This is a genomic window from Bradyrhizobium sp. SUTN9-2, assembly GCF_003122645.1.
In the GTDB taxonomy this organism is placed as follows: Bacteria; Pseudomonadota; Alphaproteobacteria; order Rhizobiales; family Xanthobacteraceae; genus Bradyrhizobium; species Bradyrhizobium yuanmingense.
On the sequence record NZ_LAXE01000001.1, the window covers coordinates 5,508,361 to 5,528,055 of the forward strand.

Genomic DNA, 19,695 nt, shown 5'->3' on the forward strand with positions numbered 1-19,695 from the left:
AGCATCCTTTCCGATATCGACAATGTCGATGGGACCTATTGAGCCCGCGACTCTCCCCAAGGCCTGGCGCGCTTCGTACCTCATTGTCACCGCGGCCCGGGCAACCAGCCCTACGCCGCGGTCCAGTGGAGGACATCTTGATGATTCACGCGGCCAAGACCTATCAGGTCGGCGAAGCATCCGTCACGCGGATCGACGAGTTGCGGCTTGCCGCATTCAAGTTCGACGCGCTCTATCCGGGAGGCGAGCCAGAGGCGCTGGAGCGCAATCGCGACGAGTTGGAAGCGGGCTCGTTCGATGCTGCGACCGGCACCTTCATCCAGAGCATTCACAGCTGGCTGGTCAGGACACCGCACCACACGATCCTGATCGACACGGCCACCGGCAACGACAAGAACCGGCCGGAGATTCCGCCGCTTCACCGGCTCAACGAACCGTTCCTGGCGCGGCTGGCCGCAGCGGGCGTCACGCCGGAGCAGGTCGACTACGTGCTGCTCACCCACGTGCACGCCGATCACGTCGGCTGGAACACCCGTCTCGTCGAGGGACGCTGGGTCCCGACCTTCCCGAATGCGACCTACGTCTTCTCCGCGATCGAGCAGGCCTATGGCGAGAGCCTCGCGACGGGCACAGAGCCGACCGGAGCGGCCCGCCCGGCCCCGGCCCTCGGCCCCGCGCTGCGCAAGCCGGCCGACCATGTCTATGACGACAGCGTCCGGCCGGTGATCGAGGCCGGACTTGCCAGGCTCATCGCAGTGGACGGGAGCGAGGCCATCGAGGGCATCTCGTTCGTCCCGACGCCCGGCCACAGCGTCGATCACGCCTCCATCCGCCTCGTCTCACGCGGCGAGGAGGCGCTGTTCGCCGGAGACGTGATGCACCATCCGCTCCAGGTCTATGAGCCTTCGCTCAATTCCTGCTTCTGCGAATTCCCGGAAGCCGCGTTGCGCTCGCGCGCCTTCGTGCTGGAGGACGCCGCCGAGCGGGGCTCAACCATCTTCACCACCCATTTTGCACAGTCATCGGTCGGCCGCGTCAGCCGGACCGGAGGACGCTTCACCTGGCAATTCATCTGAACGGAGAGCGATCATGAGCCAGCACGCCAGCGCGCGCGTCGACAGGCACGAGATCGTGGTCGAGGATCTCATGATCCCGAGCGACACGGCCGGAATTTCGCTTCACCTGCGCAACAAGCGCCCCGCGGCGCTCGAGACCTTCTCCGCCGAGCGAACCATCCTGATGATGCACGGCGCGACCTATTCATCGGGAAGCCTTTTCGACACGCCACTCGGCGGCGTCTCGTTCATGGACTATCTCGCCGGCCATGGCTACGACGTCTTCGCGCTTGACGTGCGCGGCTATGGCCAATCGACCCGCCCGTCCGAGATGGACGCGCCGCCGGAGCAGTCCGAACCGCTCGTGCGCACCGAGGCCGGCGTGCGCGACCTCGCCAGCGCCGTCGCGCACATCCTGAAGCAGCGCAGGATCGCTCGCCTCAATCTGGTTGCAATGTCCTGGGGCGGCTCGGTGGCCGGCGCTTACACCGCAGGCAACAACGACAAGGTCGTCAAGCTCGCGCTGGTCGCGCCGCTTTGGGTGCTGCAGGGCCCAGCTCCGATCGATGCTGGCGGGCGCCTCGGCGGCTATCGCAACGTTCCGGTGCTGGACTTCAGGGAGCGCTGGCTTTCGGCTGCGCCGGAAGCAGCACGATCGAGCTTGATCCCGGCGGGCGGCTTCGAGCGCTGGGCCAATATCTCGCTCGCCACCGACCCGCTAGGCAGCGCGCAAGCGCCTGCCATCATGCGTGCAGTCAACGGCCCGATCCTGGACATCCGCGAATACTGGGCCGCGGGCAAGAGGCTCTATGACGCCACCGACATTCGCGTGCCCGTGCTCCTGGTCCACGCGGAATGGGACCAGGACGTTCCTATCGACTCGGCGCAGAACTTCTTCCTTTCGTTGAAGCATGCGCCATACCGGCGATGGGTCGAGATTGGCGAAGGCACGCACATGGTTCTGCTGGAGAAAAACCGTCTGCAGGCGTTCGATGCGATCAACCAGTTTCTCGGCGAAGATTACAGCTAGCGCGGCGTCCTGCTGCACCGCGAAAATCACTCGCGCCGCAACATTCAAAAATGAGACTACCGGTCAAGCCGAACGAGGCCGCGATGGGTGCAGCGCATCCGACTTCGGTTAGCTTTCCTCCAAAGCCGCGGGCTTCGAGAGCCACGGGCATCATACGGTTCGTCGCGGCAACAAGCGATGACACAGGGAGGAGCACATGTCGAAATGCAGCATCGGACTGCTCGCGTTGAGCAGCCTGTTTCTTTCGGGCGCGGCGATCGCCCAGGAAAAGATCAAGGTGGGCGTGACCGCAACGCTCGAGGGCACCTACACGGTGCTCGGCGAGGACGGCATGCGCGGCCATCAGACCGCGCTCAACGTGCTCGGCAAGAAGGTCGGCGACAAGGAACTCGAATTCATCGTCGCTTCGACCGACGCAACGCCGGACTCCGCCGTGCGCGCCGTGCGCAAGCTGATCGAGCAGGACAAGGTGCAAATCCTGCTGTCGCCGCTCTCCGGCGACGAAGGCATCGCGGTCAAGAATTTTGCCAAGAGCCATCCCGGGCTGACGTTCATCAATGCCGCATCCGGTGCGCAGGAGACGACCTATGTCGACCCGGCACCGAACTTCTTCCGCTACAACATGGACGGCGCGCAGTGGCAGATCGGCCTCGGCAAATACGCCTATGAAGAGAAGAAGTATCGCAAGATCGCGACCGTCGGCGAGGACTATTCCTTCATCTATACCCAGGTGTTCGGGCTGGTGCTCGAGTTCTGCGGCATGGGCGGACAGATCACCAACCGGCAATGGGTGCCGCTGGGAACGAAGGACTTCGCCTCCGTCATCGCCGCCCTGCCCGACGACGTCGACGCCATCTATCTCGGGCTTGGCGGCGCCGACGCCGTCAACTTCCTCAACCAGTATCAGCAGGCCGGCGGCAAGGCGCATCTGATGGGCGGTTCCATCATGATCGACCAGACCATCCTGTCGTCGAAGGGCAACGCCAAGAACGCGCTGATCGGAACCATCGCGGCGAGCGGACAGGCCGACACCTGGGAGGATCCGGGCTGGCAGAAATTCGTGAAGGCCTATCAAGACGCCTTCCCGCCCAACAAGCGCTTCCCGAGCCCGTCGCTGCTCGCCACCAACTACTATAATTCAACCATGGCGCTGATCCTCGCACTGCGTCAGGTCAACGGCGATCTCTCCAACAACCAGGCCAAGTACAAGGAAGCACTGGCGAAGATCGAGCTCGACGCACCGAACGGCAAGATCAAGCTCGACTCCAACCGCCAGGCGATCGGCACCAACTTCGTCACCGAAGTCGTCGACGACGGCAAGGGCGCGCTGTTCAGCAAGGTCGTGAAGGTGATCCCGAACGTGAACCAGACGCTCGGCTACGACCCGGCCGTGTTCTCCAAGATCGGGCTGCCGAGCCGCACCGTGCCGGAATGTAAGAAGTACTGACGCATCACGTCAGACAGACGCAACCGGGGAGCGACTCGCTGACGCGGTCGCTCTCCGCTCTTGCAATCTCGGCGGTGTTGTTGAAGGCTGGCCGAAAAGACAAGAACATTCGGGAGAGGAAGGCATGAGCCGTGCGCTCGCCGTCTTCCATGGCCGCTTCGGCCGGGCGACGGTTTATCAGTTGAACCGGCCTTTCAATATCCACGCCCATCGCGAAGGTCATCTGATCTTCCATGTCGGCGGCATGTCGGCATGCATCGATGTCTCCGACGGGCATTACGATCTCACCGAGACGTCGGTCGTCGCCGTCAATCCCTGGGAACCGCACAACTTCCTGCCGACCGATCTCGACGGCGGCGCGATCTTCTTCGTGCTCTACGTCAACGCCGAATGGTTCGCGCCGGATGCCTCCGGCTCCGACCGGTTGCGCTTCGGGCGCACCCAGTTCAGGCGCACGCCCGCACTCGACAAGCACATCAGGCGGACCGCCGCGCTCGTGTGCGGCGCACCATCGCTCTCCAGTCTCGATTCCGAGCTGAGGCGGCTGATCGACATCTGCTACGACGAAAGCTGGCAGCAGGCCGAGATCGCGCGCGATCCGCGCGCAGGCGGCGCCGTCACCGACTTTCGCGTGCGCAAGTGCATCAAGATGATGTCGGAGAGCCCCGGCGCTGAAATCGAGCTCGACACCATCGCGCGCGAATCCGGCCTGTCGCGACCGCATTTCTACCGGCTGTTCCGCGTGCAGACCGGCGTCACGCCGAACCTCTATCTCAACACGCTGATCATGGAACAGGCGCTCGAAGCGCTGGTGGCGAGCGAGACACCGATCGCCGACATCGGCTTCGATCTCGGCTTCTCCTCACAGAGCGGTTTCACGCGCTTTTTTGCCGCCAATGTCGGGATGGCCCCGACCGATTATCGTCGCGCCGCCAAGGTTTTGCGCGCCTGAGCGCAGGCCACGAAAAGATACTCACGATCAAATGTCGCCCTCGCCGCTTGGCTAGGATGCCGGCAACGCGATCCCGGAAAAGAGGATCGCGCGTGACGGGAGGACGTTCGCTCATGGCAGGGCCAGCAGCCGGCAACGGCTTGCATGCCCCCTCGCCCCGCTTGCGGGGAGAGGGTCTGGGTGAGGAGGAGTCTCCGCAAGTGCGGCGGCAGTTTGGCTTGCGGAGAGTCCCCCTCACCCGGCGCTACGCGTCGACCTCTCCCCGCAAGCGGGGCGAGGTGAAGCCATGAGCCGCTTCGTCGAACGCCATCCGGCTTGGGCGCTGATTACGATCATCGTGATCGCGGTCGCGCTCTGGCTGATCTTCGCAGTCTGGCCGCCGGGGCTGGAAGAGGCGATCGGCCGCAAGCGCGTCTTCCTCAACGCGGTGTTCAACGGCATCACGCTCGGGGGCCTCTATTTTCTGGTCGCCAGCGGCTTCACGCTGATCTTCGGCCTGATGCGCAACGTCAACCTCGCGCACGGTTCGCTCTATCTGTTCGGCGGCTATATCGGTTATGCCATCAGCACATCGTCCGGCTCGTGGATCCTCGGCTTCATCGTCGCCTTTGTCCTGACCGCCTTTGTCGGCGTGCTGCTGCAGGTGATCGTGTTCCGCCGGATGGAGGGCCAGGATCTCAGGCAAACAATGGTGACGATCGGGCTCTCGATCGTGTTTGCCGATCTCATGCTGTGGGCCTGCGGCGGCGACTTCTACCAGATCCAGACCCCGAAATGGCTGATCGGTCCCATCGAGCTGCCGCTGGTGACTGCGATCAAATCCTCGGGCGATCCGGTCTACCTCAGATATCCACTCGTCAGGCTCGTGATCTTCGTGGCCTCCGTGGTGATCGGCGTCGCGATGTGGCTCGCGCTCAACCGCACCCGGATCGGCATGATCATCCGCGCCGGCGTCGACGACCGCGATATTCTCGCCGCGACGGGCGTGCGCATCCAGCTCGTCTTCGTCGGGGTGTTCGCCTTCGGCGCGGGGCTTGCCGGCATCGCTGGCGTCGTCGGCGGCACCTTCCAGTCATTGTCGCCCGGCGAAGACATCCGTTTCCTGCTGGCGTCCCTCGTCGTCGTGATCGTGGGCGGCATGGGCTCGATCCCGGGCGCTGCGCTCGGCGCGCTGATCATCGGCCTCGCCGAGCAGCTCGGCTCGGTCTACATCCCGACCTACGCCATCGTCGTGACCTTCCTGATCATGGTGCTGGTGCTGGCTATCCGGCCGCAAGGCCTGTTGGCGAGGCGCTGAGATGTCGCTCGCCCACGATGCCCCAGTTGCCGTAGGCCGCGCCACCAAGGCGCAGCCCCCCGCCCGGACATGGCCGGAGATCAACAACCCCGCTGCCTGGGCCGTCGCGGCCATTCTCCTGATCATGCCGCTGATCGCGAGCAGCTTTTTTCTGATCGAGATCTTCGCGACCACGCTGATCCTCGGCACCGTGGCGCTGAGCCTCATGTTTCTTGCCGGCTATGGCGGCATGGTCAGCCTGATGCAGCTCACCATCGCGGGCTTCTCAGCCTACATGGTCGCGGTGTTCGGCGTCAGCGGCAACCCCAATATCAGCCTGGGCTGGCCGTGGTGGCTCGCGGTGCCGATGGCGCTGGCGCTGGCGACCGCCTTCGGCACGCTCGGCGGCGCGCTCGCGGTGCGCACCGAAGGCATCTACACCATCATGATCACGCTCGCGATCGGAGCGGCCTTCTACTATTTCACCAACCAGAACTGGGCGATCTTCAACGGTCATACCGGCATCAACACCGTGGCCACGCCACACTTCTGGGGCGTGAACTGGCGCGCCGACATTCCCTTCTATTACATCGTGCTCGCGGTCGCCGCGCTCTGCTATTTTGCCGTCGAGTATCTCTCGCGCGCCCCGTTCGGCCTTGCGCTCCAGGGCGTGCGCGACAATCCGCGGCGCATGGCGGCGCTCGGCTTCAACGTCAATGCGCATCGTGTCGCGGCCTATGCCTTCGCGTCTTTCGTCGCCGCGCTGGCCGGCGTGCTCCAGGTCTGGAACTATCGCCAGATCTCGCCGGGCTCGGTCAGCGTCGGCGCCTGCATCGACGTGCTGATCATCGCCGTCGTCGGCGGCATCACGCGCCCGATCGGGCCCTTCATCGGCGCGCTGATCTTCGTGCTGCTGCGCACCTTCGCGCTCGACTTCCTGGTCCGACTCGGACTCGACGGCAACCGCTTCCGCCTGCTGATCGGGCTCGGCTTCCTCGCCATCGTGTTCTGGTCCTCGGACGGCGTCATCGGCCTCTGGCAGCGCTGGCGTCAGCATCAACGGCGCGAGGTGAGCCGCACCAGTGGAGGGCGCGGCCATGGATAGCGTCGCCCAACGCCTCTCCGCAGTCGGTGCCGGCGCTGCGCTGGAGCTGCGCGGCGTGACGCGGCTGTTCGGCGCGCTCGCCGCGCTGACCGACGTCACCATCACCGTGCGGCCGGGCGAGCGGCGCGCCGTGCTCGGCTCGAACGGTGCCGGCAAGACCACGCTGTTCAACTGCATCACGGGCGACTTCCCACCCTCCTCCGGCACCATCCGCTTCTTCGGCGAGGACGTGACGCACTTCCCGCCCTATGAGCGCATCCGCCGCGGGCTGCGCCGCACCTACCAGATTTCGGCGCTGTTCCCCGGCCTCACCGTGCAGGACAACGTCTATCTCGCCTGCCGCGGCGTCTCGCGCGGACGCTTCTCGTTTCTGCGTCCGGGACAAAACGATGCATTGATGCATGCGGCCGACAACCTGATCCAGGCCGTGCATCTGTCCGCCGTGAAGGACCAGCGCGTGGCCGAGCTCGCCCACGGCCAGCAGCGCCAGCTCGAGATCGCGCTCGCGCTCGCCGGTGCGCCGCGCTTCGTGCTGTTCGACGAGCCGGCCGCGGGTCTGTCGCCGACGGAACGGGCCGAGCTGATCGAGATCCTGACCTCCCTGCCGGCCCATATCGGCTACATCATCATCGAACACGACATGGACGTTGCGCTGCGCGTCGTGGAGAGCGTCACGATGATGCACAACGGCCGCGTCTTCAAGGAAGGCCTGCCGGAGGAGATCCAGTCCGACCCCGAGGTGCAGGAGCTCTATCTCGGAGGCGGCCATGAATGAGGTCCGCCGCAGCAATCCGGCGCTCGAGGTTCGGGGCCTCGACGTCTACTACGGCCACTCGCATGCGCTGCAAGGCGTCGATCTCGTGCTTGATAGCGGCGTGTTCTCCGTCGTCGGCCGCAACGGCATGGGCAAGACCACGCTGTGCAAGGCGATCATGGGGCTCGTCGGCGTGAGCGGCGGCTCGATCCGCGTGCGCGGCGAGGATGTCACGCGGCGGCCGCCGGCCCAGATCGCCCGGCTCGGCGTCGGCTACGTGCCGCAAGGACGCCGCCTCTGGCGCTCGCTCAGCGTCGACGAGCATCTGCAGCTCGCCGGCGGCCTGCGTTCGGGCGCCTGGACCGTCGAGCGGATCTACGACACATTCCCGCGCCTCGCCGAGCGCAAGGGCCACGGCGGCGGCCAGCTCTCCGGCGGCGAGCAGCAGATGCTGGCGATCTCGCGCGCGCTGCTCACCAATCCGCATCTCCTCGTCATGGACGAGCCGACCGAAGGCCTCGCACCCGTCATCGTCGCGCAGGTCGAGGAGATGCTGCTGCGGCTGGGCGACGACGGCGACATGTCCGTGCTCGTGATCGAGCAGAACATCGGCGTCGCCACCGCGATCTCGCGCAACGTCGCGATCATGGTCAACGGCCGCATCAACCGCATCATCGACTCCGCGCGCCTTGCCGCGGACCGCGAGCTACAGCAGCGCCTGCTCGGCGTCGGGCTTCATGCGGAGCTCGAACCGGATATCGAAATCGCCGCATCCGGCGCCGAAACGAAGCCGGCGCCGGCGCCACGGCGCGACGGGCCGGTGCGCATCTACATCTCCAATCCGACGCTGCCGACGCGATGGTCGCAACCGGTGCCGATCGCCCGCATCGAGGCCGCGGCGCGGACGCTCTCGACGCAGGTCGCCCGGCTCGACGAGACGGCGCGGCGCAAGCACGAACCGGTGGCGGCGCAGGCTTCGGGCCCGCCGGTGGTGCTGGTCGTCGGCACGCTCGATACCAAGGGCCAGGAGCTGCGCTACATCCGCGACATCATAGCCGAAAGCGGCCTGCGCACGCGGTTGGTCGACGTCTCGACCAGCGGCAAGCATTCCTCCTGCGATGTCTCCGCGCAGGAGATCGCCCTGAATCACGGCCGCGGCGGCTCCGCCGTGTTCGGCACCGATCGCGGAGCCGCCGTGACCGCGATGGCAGATGCGTTTGCCAATTGGCTGCGGCGCCAAGGCAATGTCGCCGGCGCGATCTCGGCAGGCGGTTCCGGCGCGGCCTCGCTGGTCGCCCCGGGGATGCGGGCCCTGCCCGTCGGCGTTCCCAAGCTGATCATCTCATCCGTCGCCTCGGGCGATGTCGGCCCCTATGTCGGCCCGGCCGACATCACCATGATGTACTCCGTCACCGACGTGCAGGGGCTCAATTCGATCTCACGCGCGGTGCTGGCCAACGGCGCCAACGCGCTCGCCGGCATGGTCAAGGCGCGGCTCGAGGACCGCGAGGCAAAAGAGCGAACCGCCGGCGCCGGGCTGCCTTCGGTCGGCATCACCATGTTCGGCGTTACCACGCCGGCCGTGCAGAAGATCGCGGCCGAGCTGCGCGATGATTTCGAATGCCTGGTCTTTCACGCCACCGGCATCGGCGGCCGGTCCATGGAGAAGCTCGTCGAATCCGGTCAGCTCGCCGGCGTCATCGACCTCACCACGACCGAGATCTGTGACCTCATGATGGGCGGCGTATTTCCCGCCGCCGAGGACCGCTTTGGCGCGATCATCCGCAGCCGCCTGCCCTATGTCGGCTCGGTGGGCGCGCTCGACATGGTCAATTTCGGCGCGCCTGACACCATTCCCGAGCGCTATCGCGGCCGCAAATTCCACGTCCACAATCCACAGGTGACGTTGATGCGGACGACGGCGGAAGAGAACGAGCGCATGGGCCGCTGGATCGGCGAGCGGCTCAACCAGATGGATGGCCCGGTGCGTTTCTTCCTGCCCGAGGGCGGCGTCTCGGCCCTCGACGCGCGAGGTCAGCCGTTCTGGGATCGGGATGCCGACGCCGCGCTGTTCCGCACATTGGAGCGGACCGTGCGGCAGACCGGCAACCGCCAGCTCATTCGCATCCCCAAGAACATCAACGATCCCGATTTCGCCGCCGCCATCGTCAGTGCGTTCCGAAACCTGTTCGGGCGGACCGGTGTGCGGCGGAGACTCGCGAGGTGACCGATGGCCAGGTTTGAACGCGCGGCGCTGCTGAAGAGGTTTCGCGACATGGCAAGGCGCGGCGAGCCGATCGTCGGCGGCGGCGCCGGCACGGGGCTGTCAGCCAAATGCGAGGAAGCCGGCGGCGTCGACCTCATCGTCATCTACAATTCCGGCCGCTACCGCATGGCCGGGCGCGGCTCGCTCGCGGGCCTGATGGCGTATGGCGATGCCAACGCCATCGTGCTGGAAATGGCGAACGAAGTGCTCCCCGTGGTCGGCCAGACCCCGGTGCTGGCGGGCGTCAACGGCACCGATCCCTTCCGCGACATGGACGTCTTTCTCGACCAGCTGAAGGCACTTGGCTTCGCAGGCGTCCAGAACTTTCCGACCGTCGGCCTGATCGACGGCACCTTCCGCGCCAATCTCGAAGAGACCGGCATGTCCTACGCGCTCGAGATCGACATGATCGCCAAGGCGCACGACAAGGACATGCTGACCACGCCCTACGTGTTCAGCGAGAAGGAAGCCGCGGCGATGGCAATCGCCGGCGCCGACATCATCGTCTGCCACATGGGCCTGACGACCGGCGGCACGATCGGTGCGCAAACCGCCTTGAGGCTCAAGGACTGCCCGGCGCGGATCGACACCTGGGCCAGTGCCGCGCTCAGCGTCAATCCGGACATCCTGGTGCTGGCGCATGGCGGCCCGATCGCAGATCCCGCCGACGCTGATTTCATCATGAAGAACACCCGTCATTGCCACGGCTTCTACGGGGCGTCCTCGATGGAGCGGCTGCCGGTGGAGCGGGCGCTGACGGAACAGGTGCGGCAATTCAAGGCGATCGGCGCGCGATAACGCCTGATAGGTTCGAGGGAGGGAAAGATGTCAGGGATGTTGGTCGGTGAATTGATCCTCTGGCTGATCGTCGCGATCATCGTGATCGTGGTTGGCGTCTATATCGTGAACTGGCTCTACCACCGCTCCTCCAAGGAGACCTCGTTCGTCCGCACCGGCTTCCTCGGCGAACGCGTGGTGATCAATGGCGGCGCCTTCGTGCTGCCGTTCATCCACGACTACACGCCCGTCAACATGAACGTGCTGCCGATGGGCATCGTGCGTTCGAAGCAGGATGCCGTGATCACCCGCGACCGCATGCGCGTCGACATCGAGGCCGACTTCTATGTCCGCGTGCAGCCGACCCGGGAGGCCGTCTCGATTGCCGCGGCGACACTCGGCCGCCGCACCCTGGAACCCGGGCAGCTCCACGCGCTTCTCGCCGGCAAGTTCATCTCCGCGATCCGCTCGGTCGCCTCCGAGATGACCATGGAGGAAATGCACGAGCGTCGCGGCGACTACGTCGCGCGGGTCAAGACCGAAGCGGCGGAAGCTCTTGCCCAGAACGGCCTCGAGCTGGAATCGGTCGCGATCACCGATCTCGACCAGACTGACCTCGAGTTCTTCAACCCTTCGAACCGGTTCGACGCCGAAGGCCTGACCCGGTTGATGGAGGACATCGAGGCCAGACGCAAGCTGCGCAACGACATCGAGCAGGATTCGATGATCAAGATCCGCTCGCGCAACCTGGAAGCCGAGCGGCAGGCGCTCGAGATCGAGCGCGAGAGCGAGACCGCGCGCCTGGAGCAGGAACGCGACATCGAGATGCGCCGCGCGCTTCAGCGCACCGAAGTCGCGCGAGAGCGGGCCCTGCGCGAGACCGAGGCCGAACAGGCGCAGATTTCCGCCCGTGAGGCCATCGAGCGCGCCCGCATCGCCAATGAGCAGGCGATCGCCGAGGCCCGCATCGCCTCCGAGCGCGAGACCCGCCAGAAAGAGATCGAGCGAACCCGCACCATCGAGGAAAAGGAGCTGCTGGCGCGCGAGGAGATCGAGAAGACCCGGATCGCCAACCAGCGCTCGATCGACACCACACGCATCGCCTCGGAACGCGAAGTCCGCCAGCGCGAGATCGAGCGGATGCGCACGGTCGAGGAAGCCGAGATCGCCGCGCGCGAGGCAATCGAAAAGGCCCGCATCCAGCAGGACCGCGTCGTCACCGACGCCCGCATCGCGAACGAGGAAGAGACGCGGCGCCGCGAGATCGAGCGGACGCGCGCGGTCGACGAGGCCGAGATTGCCGCACGCGAGGCCACCGAAAAGGCGCGCATCGCCCAGACGCTGATCGTCAATGTCGAGCGCATCTCGTCCGACGAGCGCACCCGCGCGCTGGAGATCCAGCAGGTGCGGACCATCCAGGAGGCCGAGATCGAGGCTCAGCGCGCGGTCGAGGCCGCCCGCATCGCCCGAGAGCGGACGCTCGCCGCCGAGCGCATCGCCGCCGAGCAGAACACACGGCAGCTTGAGATCGACCGCAACCAGGCGCTCGACGTCGCCGGCATCGCCGCGCGCGAGACCACTGAGGCGACGCGCATCGCCCAGGAGGAGCGCGTGCGCTCGCTGGAGATCGCCCGCAACCGCGCCGTCGAGGAAGCCGACATCGCCTCGCGCGAGGCGATCGAGGCGGCCCGCATCGCCCAGGAAAAGGCGGTTGCGGCCGAGCGCATCCAGGCCGAACGGGAGACGCGCGCGCTCGAAATCGAGCGGACCGGCGTCCTCGAGGCGGCCGAGCTGAAGCGGCGCGACGCCATCGAGCGGCAGCGCATCACGGTCGACCTGGCGCTCGAGGCCGAGCGCATCAATTCCTCCAAGAAGCGCGAAGTGCTCAACATCGAGCAGAAGAAGGCGATCGAGATCGCGGACGAGGACCGCGTCATCGCGCTGTCGACCAAGAAGTCCGAGCGGATCGACGCCGACCGCCAGGTCCGGCAGGCCGAGATCGTGGCGCGCAAGGAGGTCGAGACCACCGACGTTTCGCGCGAGCAGACGCTGGAGGCCGCCCGCATCGAGCGGCGCCGCGCCATCGAGCAGCTCGAGGTCGCCCGCGTCCAGTCGCTCCAGGAGGCCGAGATTGCTGCGCGCGAGGAAGTCGAGCGTGCCCGCATCGCCTCCGACCGCGGCCTCGACGAGGCCCGCATCGGCCGCGAGCGCGAGCTGCGCAAGCTCGAGGTCAATCGTGAGAAGGACGTCGAGACGGTGCTGATGGAGAAGGCCATCGCCATCCATCAGAAGTCGCTGGAGGAGTCGGCCGCGCGCGCAGCCGCCGAGGAGGCGCGGATCCGGGCGACCGAAGCCGCCGAGCGCGTCGTCACCGCCCGCGAGAGCGAGATCGCCAAACGGCGCAAGACCGTCGAGGTTCTGCTGGCGGAGAAGCAGGCCGAAGAGACCCGCATCGCCGCCGAAGCCGAGCGCGTGCGCGCCGCGGTCGAAGCCGAAGCGCAACGCATGCTGAACGAAGCCGAGAACGTGCTGACCGACCAGGCACGCTACTCGCTGTTCCGCAGAAAGCTGCTCGACCGCATCGAGGGCATCGTGCGCGAGAGCGTCAAGCCGATGGAGAAGATCGAAGGCATCCGCATCCTCCAGGTCGACGGCCTCAACGGCAACGGCCACGGCAACGGCAATGGCGGCCGCAGCGCCACCGACGAGGTGATCGACTCGGCGCTGCGCTACCGCGTCCAGGCGCCGCTGATCGACTCCATCCTGTCCGACATCGGCGTCGAAGGCGGCAGCCTGGCCAAGATGCCGGGACTGATCCGCGAGGCCCGTGACATGCAGGGCATCAAGGAGGCCGCGCGAAAGAGCGGCGGAGGTGCTGGCGGCGGCGGCGGTAAGCCCGCGACCGCTCCGCCTGCGGCCGAGGGCGGCGAGCCACCGGCCGAGCGCGAGCCGCGGAAGAAGAGCTGAGGTTTGAGCGATGGCCCGCGTCTACGTCTCCACCGTCGTCAACGCCCGCAACGACCGCGTCTGGGCGCGGGTGCGCGATTTCAATGGCCTGCCGAACTGGCATCCGGCCATCGCCGAAAGCCGGATCGAGGGCGGCGAGCCCTCTGACAAGATCGGCTGTGTCAGGGATTTCCGCCTGCGCAATGGCGACCGCATCCGCGAGAAGCTGCTCGGCCTCTCCGATTACGACATGTTCTGCACCTACTCGATCCTGGAATCGCCGATGGGCGTCGAGAACTACGTCGCCACCCTGCGCCTGACGCCCGTCACCGACGGCGACCAGACGTTCATGGAATGGACCGCGGAATTCGACTGCGCGCCGGAACGGGAGACCGAGCTCGTCAACAACATCGGCGGCGGCGTGTTCCAGGGCGGCTTCGACGCCCTGAAGCGCGTGTTCGGAGGCTAGCCGTGCCGCATATCGTCAAGAGCACGATCCTGAACGCACCGACGGACGCGGTGTGGGACGTGCTGCGCGATTTCAACGGGCACGACCGCTGGCACCCGGCAGTTGCGACCTCCTCCATCGAACGCGCGCAATCCGCCGACAAGATCGGCTGCGTCAGGCGGTTCAAGCTGAAGGACGGCTCGGAGCTGCGCGAGCAGCTGCTGGCGCTGTCCGACCTCGAGCAGACCTTCAGCTATTGCCTGCTCGATACGCCGGTCCCGATGTTCAATTACGTCGCCCATGTCCGCTTGCTGCCGGTGACCGACGGTGACCGCACCTTCTGGCACTGGGAATCGCGGTTCACGACGAAGCCGGAGGACAGGGATCGCATCACCTATATGGTCGCCGAGGACATCTATCAGGCCGGATTCGAAGCGATCCGCCGCCATCTGAAGGAGGCCGCATAGCATGGCCATAACGGTAAAGACTTTTGCGAATGCGAGCGAGGCGGCTGACGCGCTGTCTTCGGACCGGAGCGCGCGCTATCTCGGCGGCGGCACGCTGGTGATGCGTGCGTTGAACGAAGGCGACGTCTCGATCTCGACGATTGTCCGCGCGCAAGACCAGGCGCTGGCCCGGATCGACGCCTCAGGTCCGCGCATCACGCTGGGCGCCGGCGTCACCTTCGCACGCGTGCTCGCCGAGCGCGATCTCGCCTTCCTGCATGCCCCTGCCCGCTCGATCGGCGGTCCCGCCGTGCGCAACATGGGCACGGTCGGCGGCAATCTGTTCGCGCCGAACCCTTACGGCGATTTCACCGTGGCGCTGCTGGCGCTCGACGCCACCATTGCGGTTCAAGGCGGCTTCGGCTCGCGCGATATTCCGATCGAGGAGTTTCTGCAGGGGCGCGAGCGTCAGGCCGGAACTTTGGTGCTGTCGGTGTCCTGCACGCGGCCGGCAAGCAGTGAGGCGTTCCGATATCGCAAGATCGCGCGCATCAAGCCGAAGGGCGGCTCGGTGATCACGCTTGCCGCGCATCTGCCGGTCAGCGGCGGACGGATCGCGGGTGCGCGGATTGCGCTGGGCTCGATGGCGCCGACCCAGATCCGCGCTCGCGCCGCCGAGCGCGCGCTGGAGGGCCGCTCGCTGGATGCGGCGACCATCGCAGCTGCGGCCTCTGCCGCCACAGAAGGAACTTCGCCCTCAGACAACGCGCTCGGCAGCGCCTGGTATCGCCGCGAGATCGTCGGTGTGCATTTGCGGCGCCTGCTGTCGGGACAGGAATAGCTCGCCATGACAAAAATCCCCCTGCAGTTTCGCCACAACGGCCGCGACGTCGCGATCTTCGTCGACGGCGGTACCAACCTGCTCGTCGCGCTGCGCGAGCTAATCGGCGACATGACGCCGAAATTCGGCTGCGGCCAGGGTGGCTGCGGCACGTGCAGCGTGCTGATCGACGGCGAGCTTCACCTCTCCTGCCTGACGCTCGCCGAGACCGTCGCGGGCCGCTCGGTCGAGACGCTCGACGGCATGAAGCAAGGCCCGAACCTGCATCCGCTGCAACGCGCCTTCGCCGACAACTTCGCCGCCCAGTGCGGCTATTGCACGCCCGGCATGCTGATGGCCGCAAAGGCGCTGCTCGACCGCAATCCCGCCCCGAGCCGGACTGAGGTGATCGAGGCGATCTCCGGCAACATCTGCCGCTGCACCGGCTACGAGCCGATCATCAATGCCATCCTCGCCGCCGCGGGCGGCCGGGCCAGCGCCTGAGGTCAGACCATGCTGGAACTGCGCAAGGACATCTTCGCCGACGAGCGTGACGATAATTTGAAGGAAATCGGCAAGGGCACGCAGCGGCAGGACATGCTCGGCCACATCACGGGCACGTCCAGCTATTTCAACGACCACAAGCTGCAGGGCATGCTGCACCTGAAGGTCGTTCGGTCGACCCAGGCCCATGCAAGGCTGCGCCGCATCGATACCACCGAGGCCGAGCGCTCGGCAGGCGTGCGCCGGATCATCCGTGGCGCGGACGTGCCACGCAACCTCAACACGCTGCTCAGCCTGATCAACTTCGGCAAGGACGACGAGCCGTCGCTGGCGGTCGACAAGGTCCGCTACAAGGGCGAACCGATCCTCGCTATCGTCGCCGACAGCGAGCGCGAGGCGTTCGAGGCGATCGCAAAAGTCAGGATCGATTACGAGCCGCTGCCGGCCGTGTTCGACGTCGAAGATGCGCTGAAGCCGGGTGCGCCCGTCGTCAACGAGACCTATCCGAAGAACGCCTTCATCTATCATGACGTCTACGACCACCAGCGCCTGCGCTTTGGCGATGCCGATGCCGCGCTCGCAACCGCCGACCACGTGCTCGAGCAGCGCTACCAGATGTCGCCGATCGAGCACGCGCCGACCGAGACCAACGGCGCGATCGCCGCGCCCGATACCAACGGCCGCTACGTCGTCTATACCTCGACGCAAGCGCTGTTCTTTTCGGTCGACACCTGCGCGAAGATTTTGGACGTGCCTTCCAACACCTTCCACTTCATCGGCGGCACGGTCGGCGGCGGCTTCGGCGGCAAGGTCGATACCTTGACCGAACCGCTCGCGATCCTCGGCGCCATGCTGACAGGGCGCCCGGTGCGCTACGTGTTCGGCCGCGAGGAGGAGATGCAGTACGGCCCGCCGCGCGGCGCCGAACGCATCTACATCAAGGACGGCGTGATGCGCGACGGCCGCATCGTCGCGCGCAAGATCCGCGCCTATTTCGACAGCGGCGCCTATACGCGGCTATCGAGCTATGCCGCGGTGAAATGCGCCGCGCATCTACCGGGCCCCTACACCATCCCGAACGTCTATGGCGACGTCTATTGCGTCTTCACCAACCGCACGCCGGCCACGGCCATGCGCGGCTTCGGCGTCACCGCGATGGATTTTGCCATCGAATGCCAGATGGACAAGCTCGCAAACCTCGTCGGCATGGACCCGATGGAGTTCCGGATCCTGAACGCCTATCGGGACGGCGACATGAAGGCGCACCGGCGCGAGGCCAAGAACACCGCGCTGATCGAATGCGTGCAGGTTGCCGCCGAGAAGGCCAAATGGCCGATCCGCGACGAGTTCAGGCGCGCCTCCTCGCGCAAGGACGGCGGCGGCAGCCGCGCCGTGATCCCGCCAACACCGACGGATTCGCGCAGCCGGCCCGCTGCGCCGGCGCAGCAGCGCACGACCTACGACCGCGCGCCGGTGACGGCGACAAGAGAGCCGCCGCGCGAACCACCTCCGCCGGCGCCGCCGCCTCCCCCGCCCCGCCCGGCCGCGCCATCGCACGGCGCGACCCGATTCTCCTCCGTGTTCGGCACCAGGAGACGCTGAGATGACCCGGCATCGTGGACGCGGCATGGCGTCGATCAACTACCCCATCGGCATGAATCTCGGCGGCGATCCGAGCCAGGCGCTGGTGCATTCCAACCCGAGCGGCAAGTTCACCGTGGCGCTGTCGTCGATCGACCTCGGCCAGGGCATGAAATCGGTGACGCGGCAGATCTGCGCGGAGACGCTGGGCGTGCCCGTCGAGGACGTCTATGTCGACACGGCGGATTCCGACACCGGCCCGCACTGCATGGGCTCGTTCGCCTCACGCGGCACCCATCGCGTCGGCAACGCCGTGATGGCTGCGGCGCGCGAGGCGCGCGGCGTGATGATGGAGGCCGCCGCCGAGGAGCTCGAGGTCAACGCCGCCGATCTCGAGACCGACGGGCGCGGCAACATCCATGTCAAAGGCGCGCCGCACCGCTCGATCTCGACAAAGGACGTGGCCATTGCCGCGCAGTTCAAACAGGGCAAGACCATCTCCGGCCGAGGCATCTTCCTGGTGCCGCTCTCCAACGTCGACCCTGAAACGGGCGAGATGTCGCCGGCAACCTGCTATGCCCATGCCTGCCTTGTCGCCGAGGTCGAGGTGGATGATGAGACCGGCGAGGTCGCGATGGTCCGCATGGACTCGGCTTATGAGCTCGGCCGCGCGCTCAACCCGCGCCTGGTCGAGCAGCAGCTGGTCGGCGGCGCCTGGATGGGCATCAGCCACGCGCTCTACGAGACGCCGGAGCCGTACTATCCCGATCCTGTCCACGGGCCCCGCGACTTCGTCGAATATCTGATGCCCGGTCCCGGCGACATCTGTCCGCATGATATCGCCGTGCTGGAGCGCCCCGCCCCTGACGGTCCGTTCGGGGGAAAAGGCCCTGGCGAGATGTGCGCCAATCCGGTGCTGCCCGCGGTGGCGAATGCGATCTTCAACGCGGTCGGCGTGCGGATCGACGACCTGCCGATCACGCCCGAGAAAGTGCTGCGCGCGATCAAGGCCCAAGGCGGCGCGCGGCCGCAGGCGCGGCGTTAGAGGATCGGCCGTGGCGGTTCGCAGCAACATCGTCGGCATCGACAGCCCGGAGGCGCTGGAGCGGGCGCTGCGGGCGGCCTATTATCTCGCCGACGAAGGGCTCGCGACCGCCGCCTATCTCGGCCTCGCGCTCGGCAAGCCGCTGCTGCTCGAAGGCGCGCCCGGCGTCGGCAAGACGGAGGCCGCCAAAGCCATCGCCGCCGTGCTCGGCCGCCGCCTGATCCGCCTGCAATGCTACGAGGGCATCGACGCCTCTGCCGCGCTCTATGAGTGGAACTATCCACGCCAGATGCTGGCGATCCGTCAGGCCGGCGACGAGAGCATCGACATCTATGGCGAGACGTTCCTGATCGAGCGGCCGATGCTGGCGGCGCTGCGCGCACCTGATTCCACCGTGCTCCTGATCGATGAAATCGACCGCGCCGACCAGGAGTTCGAGGCCTTCCTGCTCGAATTCCTCTCCGACTTCCAGATCTCGATTCCCGAGCGCGGCACGGTCCGCGCGGCCGAGCGGCCGGTGGTCGTGCTCACCTCGAACCGGACCCGCGATCTGCACGAAGCCTTGCGCCGCCGCTGCGTCTATCACTGGATCGATTATCCGACGGCGGAGCGCGAGGCACGCATCATCATGATGCGCGCCTCCAGCGTCGCCGAAACCACGGCCCGCGCCGTCGTCGCGGCCGTCGAGAGATTGCGGCGTGAACCGCTGAGCAAGGCCCCCGGGATCGCCGAAGCCGTCGACTGGGCCGAGGCCGCGACCCTCCTCAACAAGGGCGGCGCGCGCTGGCCTGATGCCTTCAAACGCTCGATCGGCGTCGCGCTGAAGGACGAAGAGGACCTGCACTTCATCGCGCCGCGGCTCGATGCCATGCTCGCGGAGGCGACCGCATGAGCATCGAGCCGCAGCTCCCGCGCGCTGCCCGCACCTTTGTTTCCTTCGTCGCCCTGCTGCGCGCCAACGGCTTCGCCGTCGCGCCGGAGCAGACCACCGCGTTCCTCGCCGCGATCGCGCTGCTCGGACCGCGCAAGCTCGAGGACATCAAGCAATCTGCGCTCGCCACCCTCGCCCCTCCGCCCGAGCGCCGCGCCACCTTCGATCGGCTGTTCGACCTGCATTTCCGCGGCAGCGAGGCGATCGAGCGTGCCGACGACGGCGAGGATGACGAGACCGTCCGTCTGCAGGAGGAAGGTCGCGGCGACGAGGAGCCCCTGCTCTCCGACGAGGCCAACGAGTCCGGCCTGA

General features: G+C 66.6%; 17 protein-coding genes and 1 pseudogene. All 18 read left to right on the top strand.

Annotated features, from left to right (window positions below; genetic code table 11):
- The first annotated feature begins 140 nt into the window (after window positions 1–140).
- A complete protein-coding gene (locus XF30_RS25560) occupies window positions 141–1,076 on the top strand; it encodes an MBL fold metallo-hydrolase (protein WP_109144196.1) in 936 nt (311 codons plus the stop codon).
- 13 nt (window positions 1,077–1,089) lie between these two features.
- Window positions 1,090–2,085 carry an alpha/beta hydrolase gene (locus XF30_RS25565; RefSeq protein ID WP_109144197.1) on the top strand — a complete coding sequence of 332 codons (996 nt, stop codon included), beginning with the start codon at window positions 1,090–1,092 and terminating at the stop codon, window positions 2,083–2,085.
- Between the two features lie 196 nt (window positions 2,086–2,281).
- Window positions 2,282–3,532: an ABC transporter substrate-binding protein gene (locus XF30_RS25570; protein ID WP_109144198.1), complete on the top strand. Its 1,251-nt coding sequence runs from the start codon at window positions 2,282–2,284 to the stop codon at window positions 3,530–3,532.
- Between the two features lie 124 nt (window positions 3,533–3,656).
- Complete coding sequence (locus XF30_RS25575) at window positions 3,657–4,484, top strand: helix-turn-helix domain-containing protein (RefSeq protein ID WP_109144199.1); 828 nt, start codon at window positions 3,657–3,659, stop codon at window positions 4,482–4,484.
- Between the two features lie 286 nt (window positions 4,485–4,770).
- The gene (locus XF30_RS25580; RefSeq protein ID WP_036013352.1) at window positions 4,771–5,781 is read left to right on the top strand and encodes a branched-chain amino acid ABC transporter permease; all 1,011 of its coding nucleotides are present in this window, start codon (window positions 4,771–4,773) and stop codon (window positions 5,779–5,781) included.
- Between the two features lies 1 nt (window position 5,782).
- Complete coding sequence (locus XF30_RS25585) at window positions 5,783–6,865, top strand: branched-chain amino acid ABC transporter permease (RefSeq protein WP_109144200.1); 1,083 nt, start codon at window positions 5,783–5,785, stop codon at window positions 6,863–6,865.
- Complete coding sequence (locus XF30_RS25590; RefSeq protein WP_057030084.1) at window positions 6,858–7,640, top strand: ABC transporter ATP-binding protein; 783 nt, start codon at window positions 6,858–6,860, stop codon at window positions 7,638–7,640. Before XF30_RS25585 ends, XF30_RS25590 begins: the two co-directional genes overlap by 8 nt.
- Window positions 7,633–9,846 (top strand): ABC transporter permease, encoded by a 2,214-nt coding sequence (locus XF30_RS25595; protein ID WP_109144201.1) that lies wholly within the window; start codon window positions 7,633–7,635, stop codon window positions 9,844–9,846. The genes XF30_RS25590 and XF30_RS25595 overlap by 8 nt, the downstream gene beginning before the upstream one ends.
- Window positions 9,847–9,849: 3 nt before the next feature.
- Window positions 9,850–10,683 (top strand): phosphoenolpyruvate hydrolase family protein, encoded by an 834-nt coding sequence (locus XF30_RS25600; RefSeq protein WP_109144202.1) that lies wholly within the window; start codon window positions 9,850–9,852, stop codon window positions 10,681–10,683.
- 27 nt (window positions 10,684–10,710) lie between these two features.
- The gene (locus XF30_RS25605) at window positions 10,711–13,629 is read left to right on the top strand and encodes a flotillin family protein (RefSeq protein ID WP_109144203.1); all 2,919 of its coding nucleotides are present in this window, start codon (window positions 10,711–10,713) and stop codon (window positions 13,627–13,629) included.
- A gap of 10 nt (window positions 13,630–13,639) precedes the next feature.
- Window positions 13,640–14,077 carry an SRPBCC family protein gene (locus tag XF30_RS25610; protein ID WP_011086163.1) on the top strand — a complete coding sequence of 146 codons (438 nt, stop codon included), beginning with the start codon at window positions 13,640–13,642 and terminating at the stop codon, window positions 14,075–14,077.
- 2 nt (window positions 14,078–14,079) lie between these two features.
- Window positions 14,080–14,523 carry an SRPBCC family protein gene (locus XF30_RS25615; RefSeq protein WP_109144204.1) on the top strand — a complete coding sequence of 148 codons (444 nt, stop codon included), beginning with the start codon at window positions 14,080–14,082 and terminating at the stop codon, window positions 14,521–14,523.
- 1 nt (window position 14,524) lies between these two features.
- Window positions 14,525–15,343 carry an FAD binding domain-containing protein gene (locus tag XF30_RS25620; RefSeq protein WP_109144205.1) on the top strand — a complete coding sequence of 273 codons (819 nt, stop codon included), beginning with the start codon at window positions 14,525–14,527 and terminating at the stop codon, window positions 15,341–15,343.
- Window positions 15,344–15,349: 6 nt separating this feature from the next.
- Window positions 15,350–15,826: a (2Fe-2S)-binding protein gene (locus XF30_RS25625; protein WP_109144206.1), complete on the top strand. Its 477-nt coding sequence runs from the start codon at window positions 15,350–15,352 to the stop codon at window positions 15,824–15,826.
- A gap of 9 nt (window positions 15,827–15,835) precedes the next feature.
- A complete protein-coding gene (locus XF30_RS25630) occupies window positions 15,836–17,428 on the top strand; it encodes a xanthine dehydrogenase family protein molybdopterin-binding subunit (protein ID WP_109144207.1) in 1,593 nt (530 codons plus the stop codon).
- Between the two features lies 1 nt (window position 17,429).
- Window positions 17,430–18,452: a xanthine dehydrogenase family protein molybdopterin-binding subunit gene (locus XF30_RS25635; RefSeq protein WP_109144208.1), complete on the top strand. Its 1,023-nt coding sequence runs from the start codon at window positions 17,430–17,432 to the stop codon at window positions 18,450–18,452.
- Window positions 18,453–18,462: 10 nt separating this feature from the next.
- The gene (locus XF30_RS25640; protein WP_109144209.1) at window positions 18,463–19,344 is read left to right on the top strand and encodes an AAA family ATPase; all 882 of its coding nucleotides are present in this window, start codon (window positions 18,463–18,465) and stop codon (window positions 19,342–19,344) included.
- Window positions 19,341–19,695: pseudogene (locus XF30_RS25645) on the top strand (hypothetical protein); the annotation flags it as partial. The gene XF30_RS25640 and the pseudogene XF30_RS25645, both read left to right, overlap by 4 nt.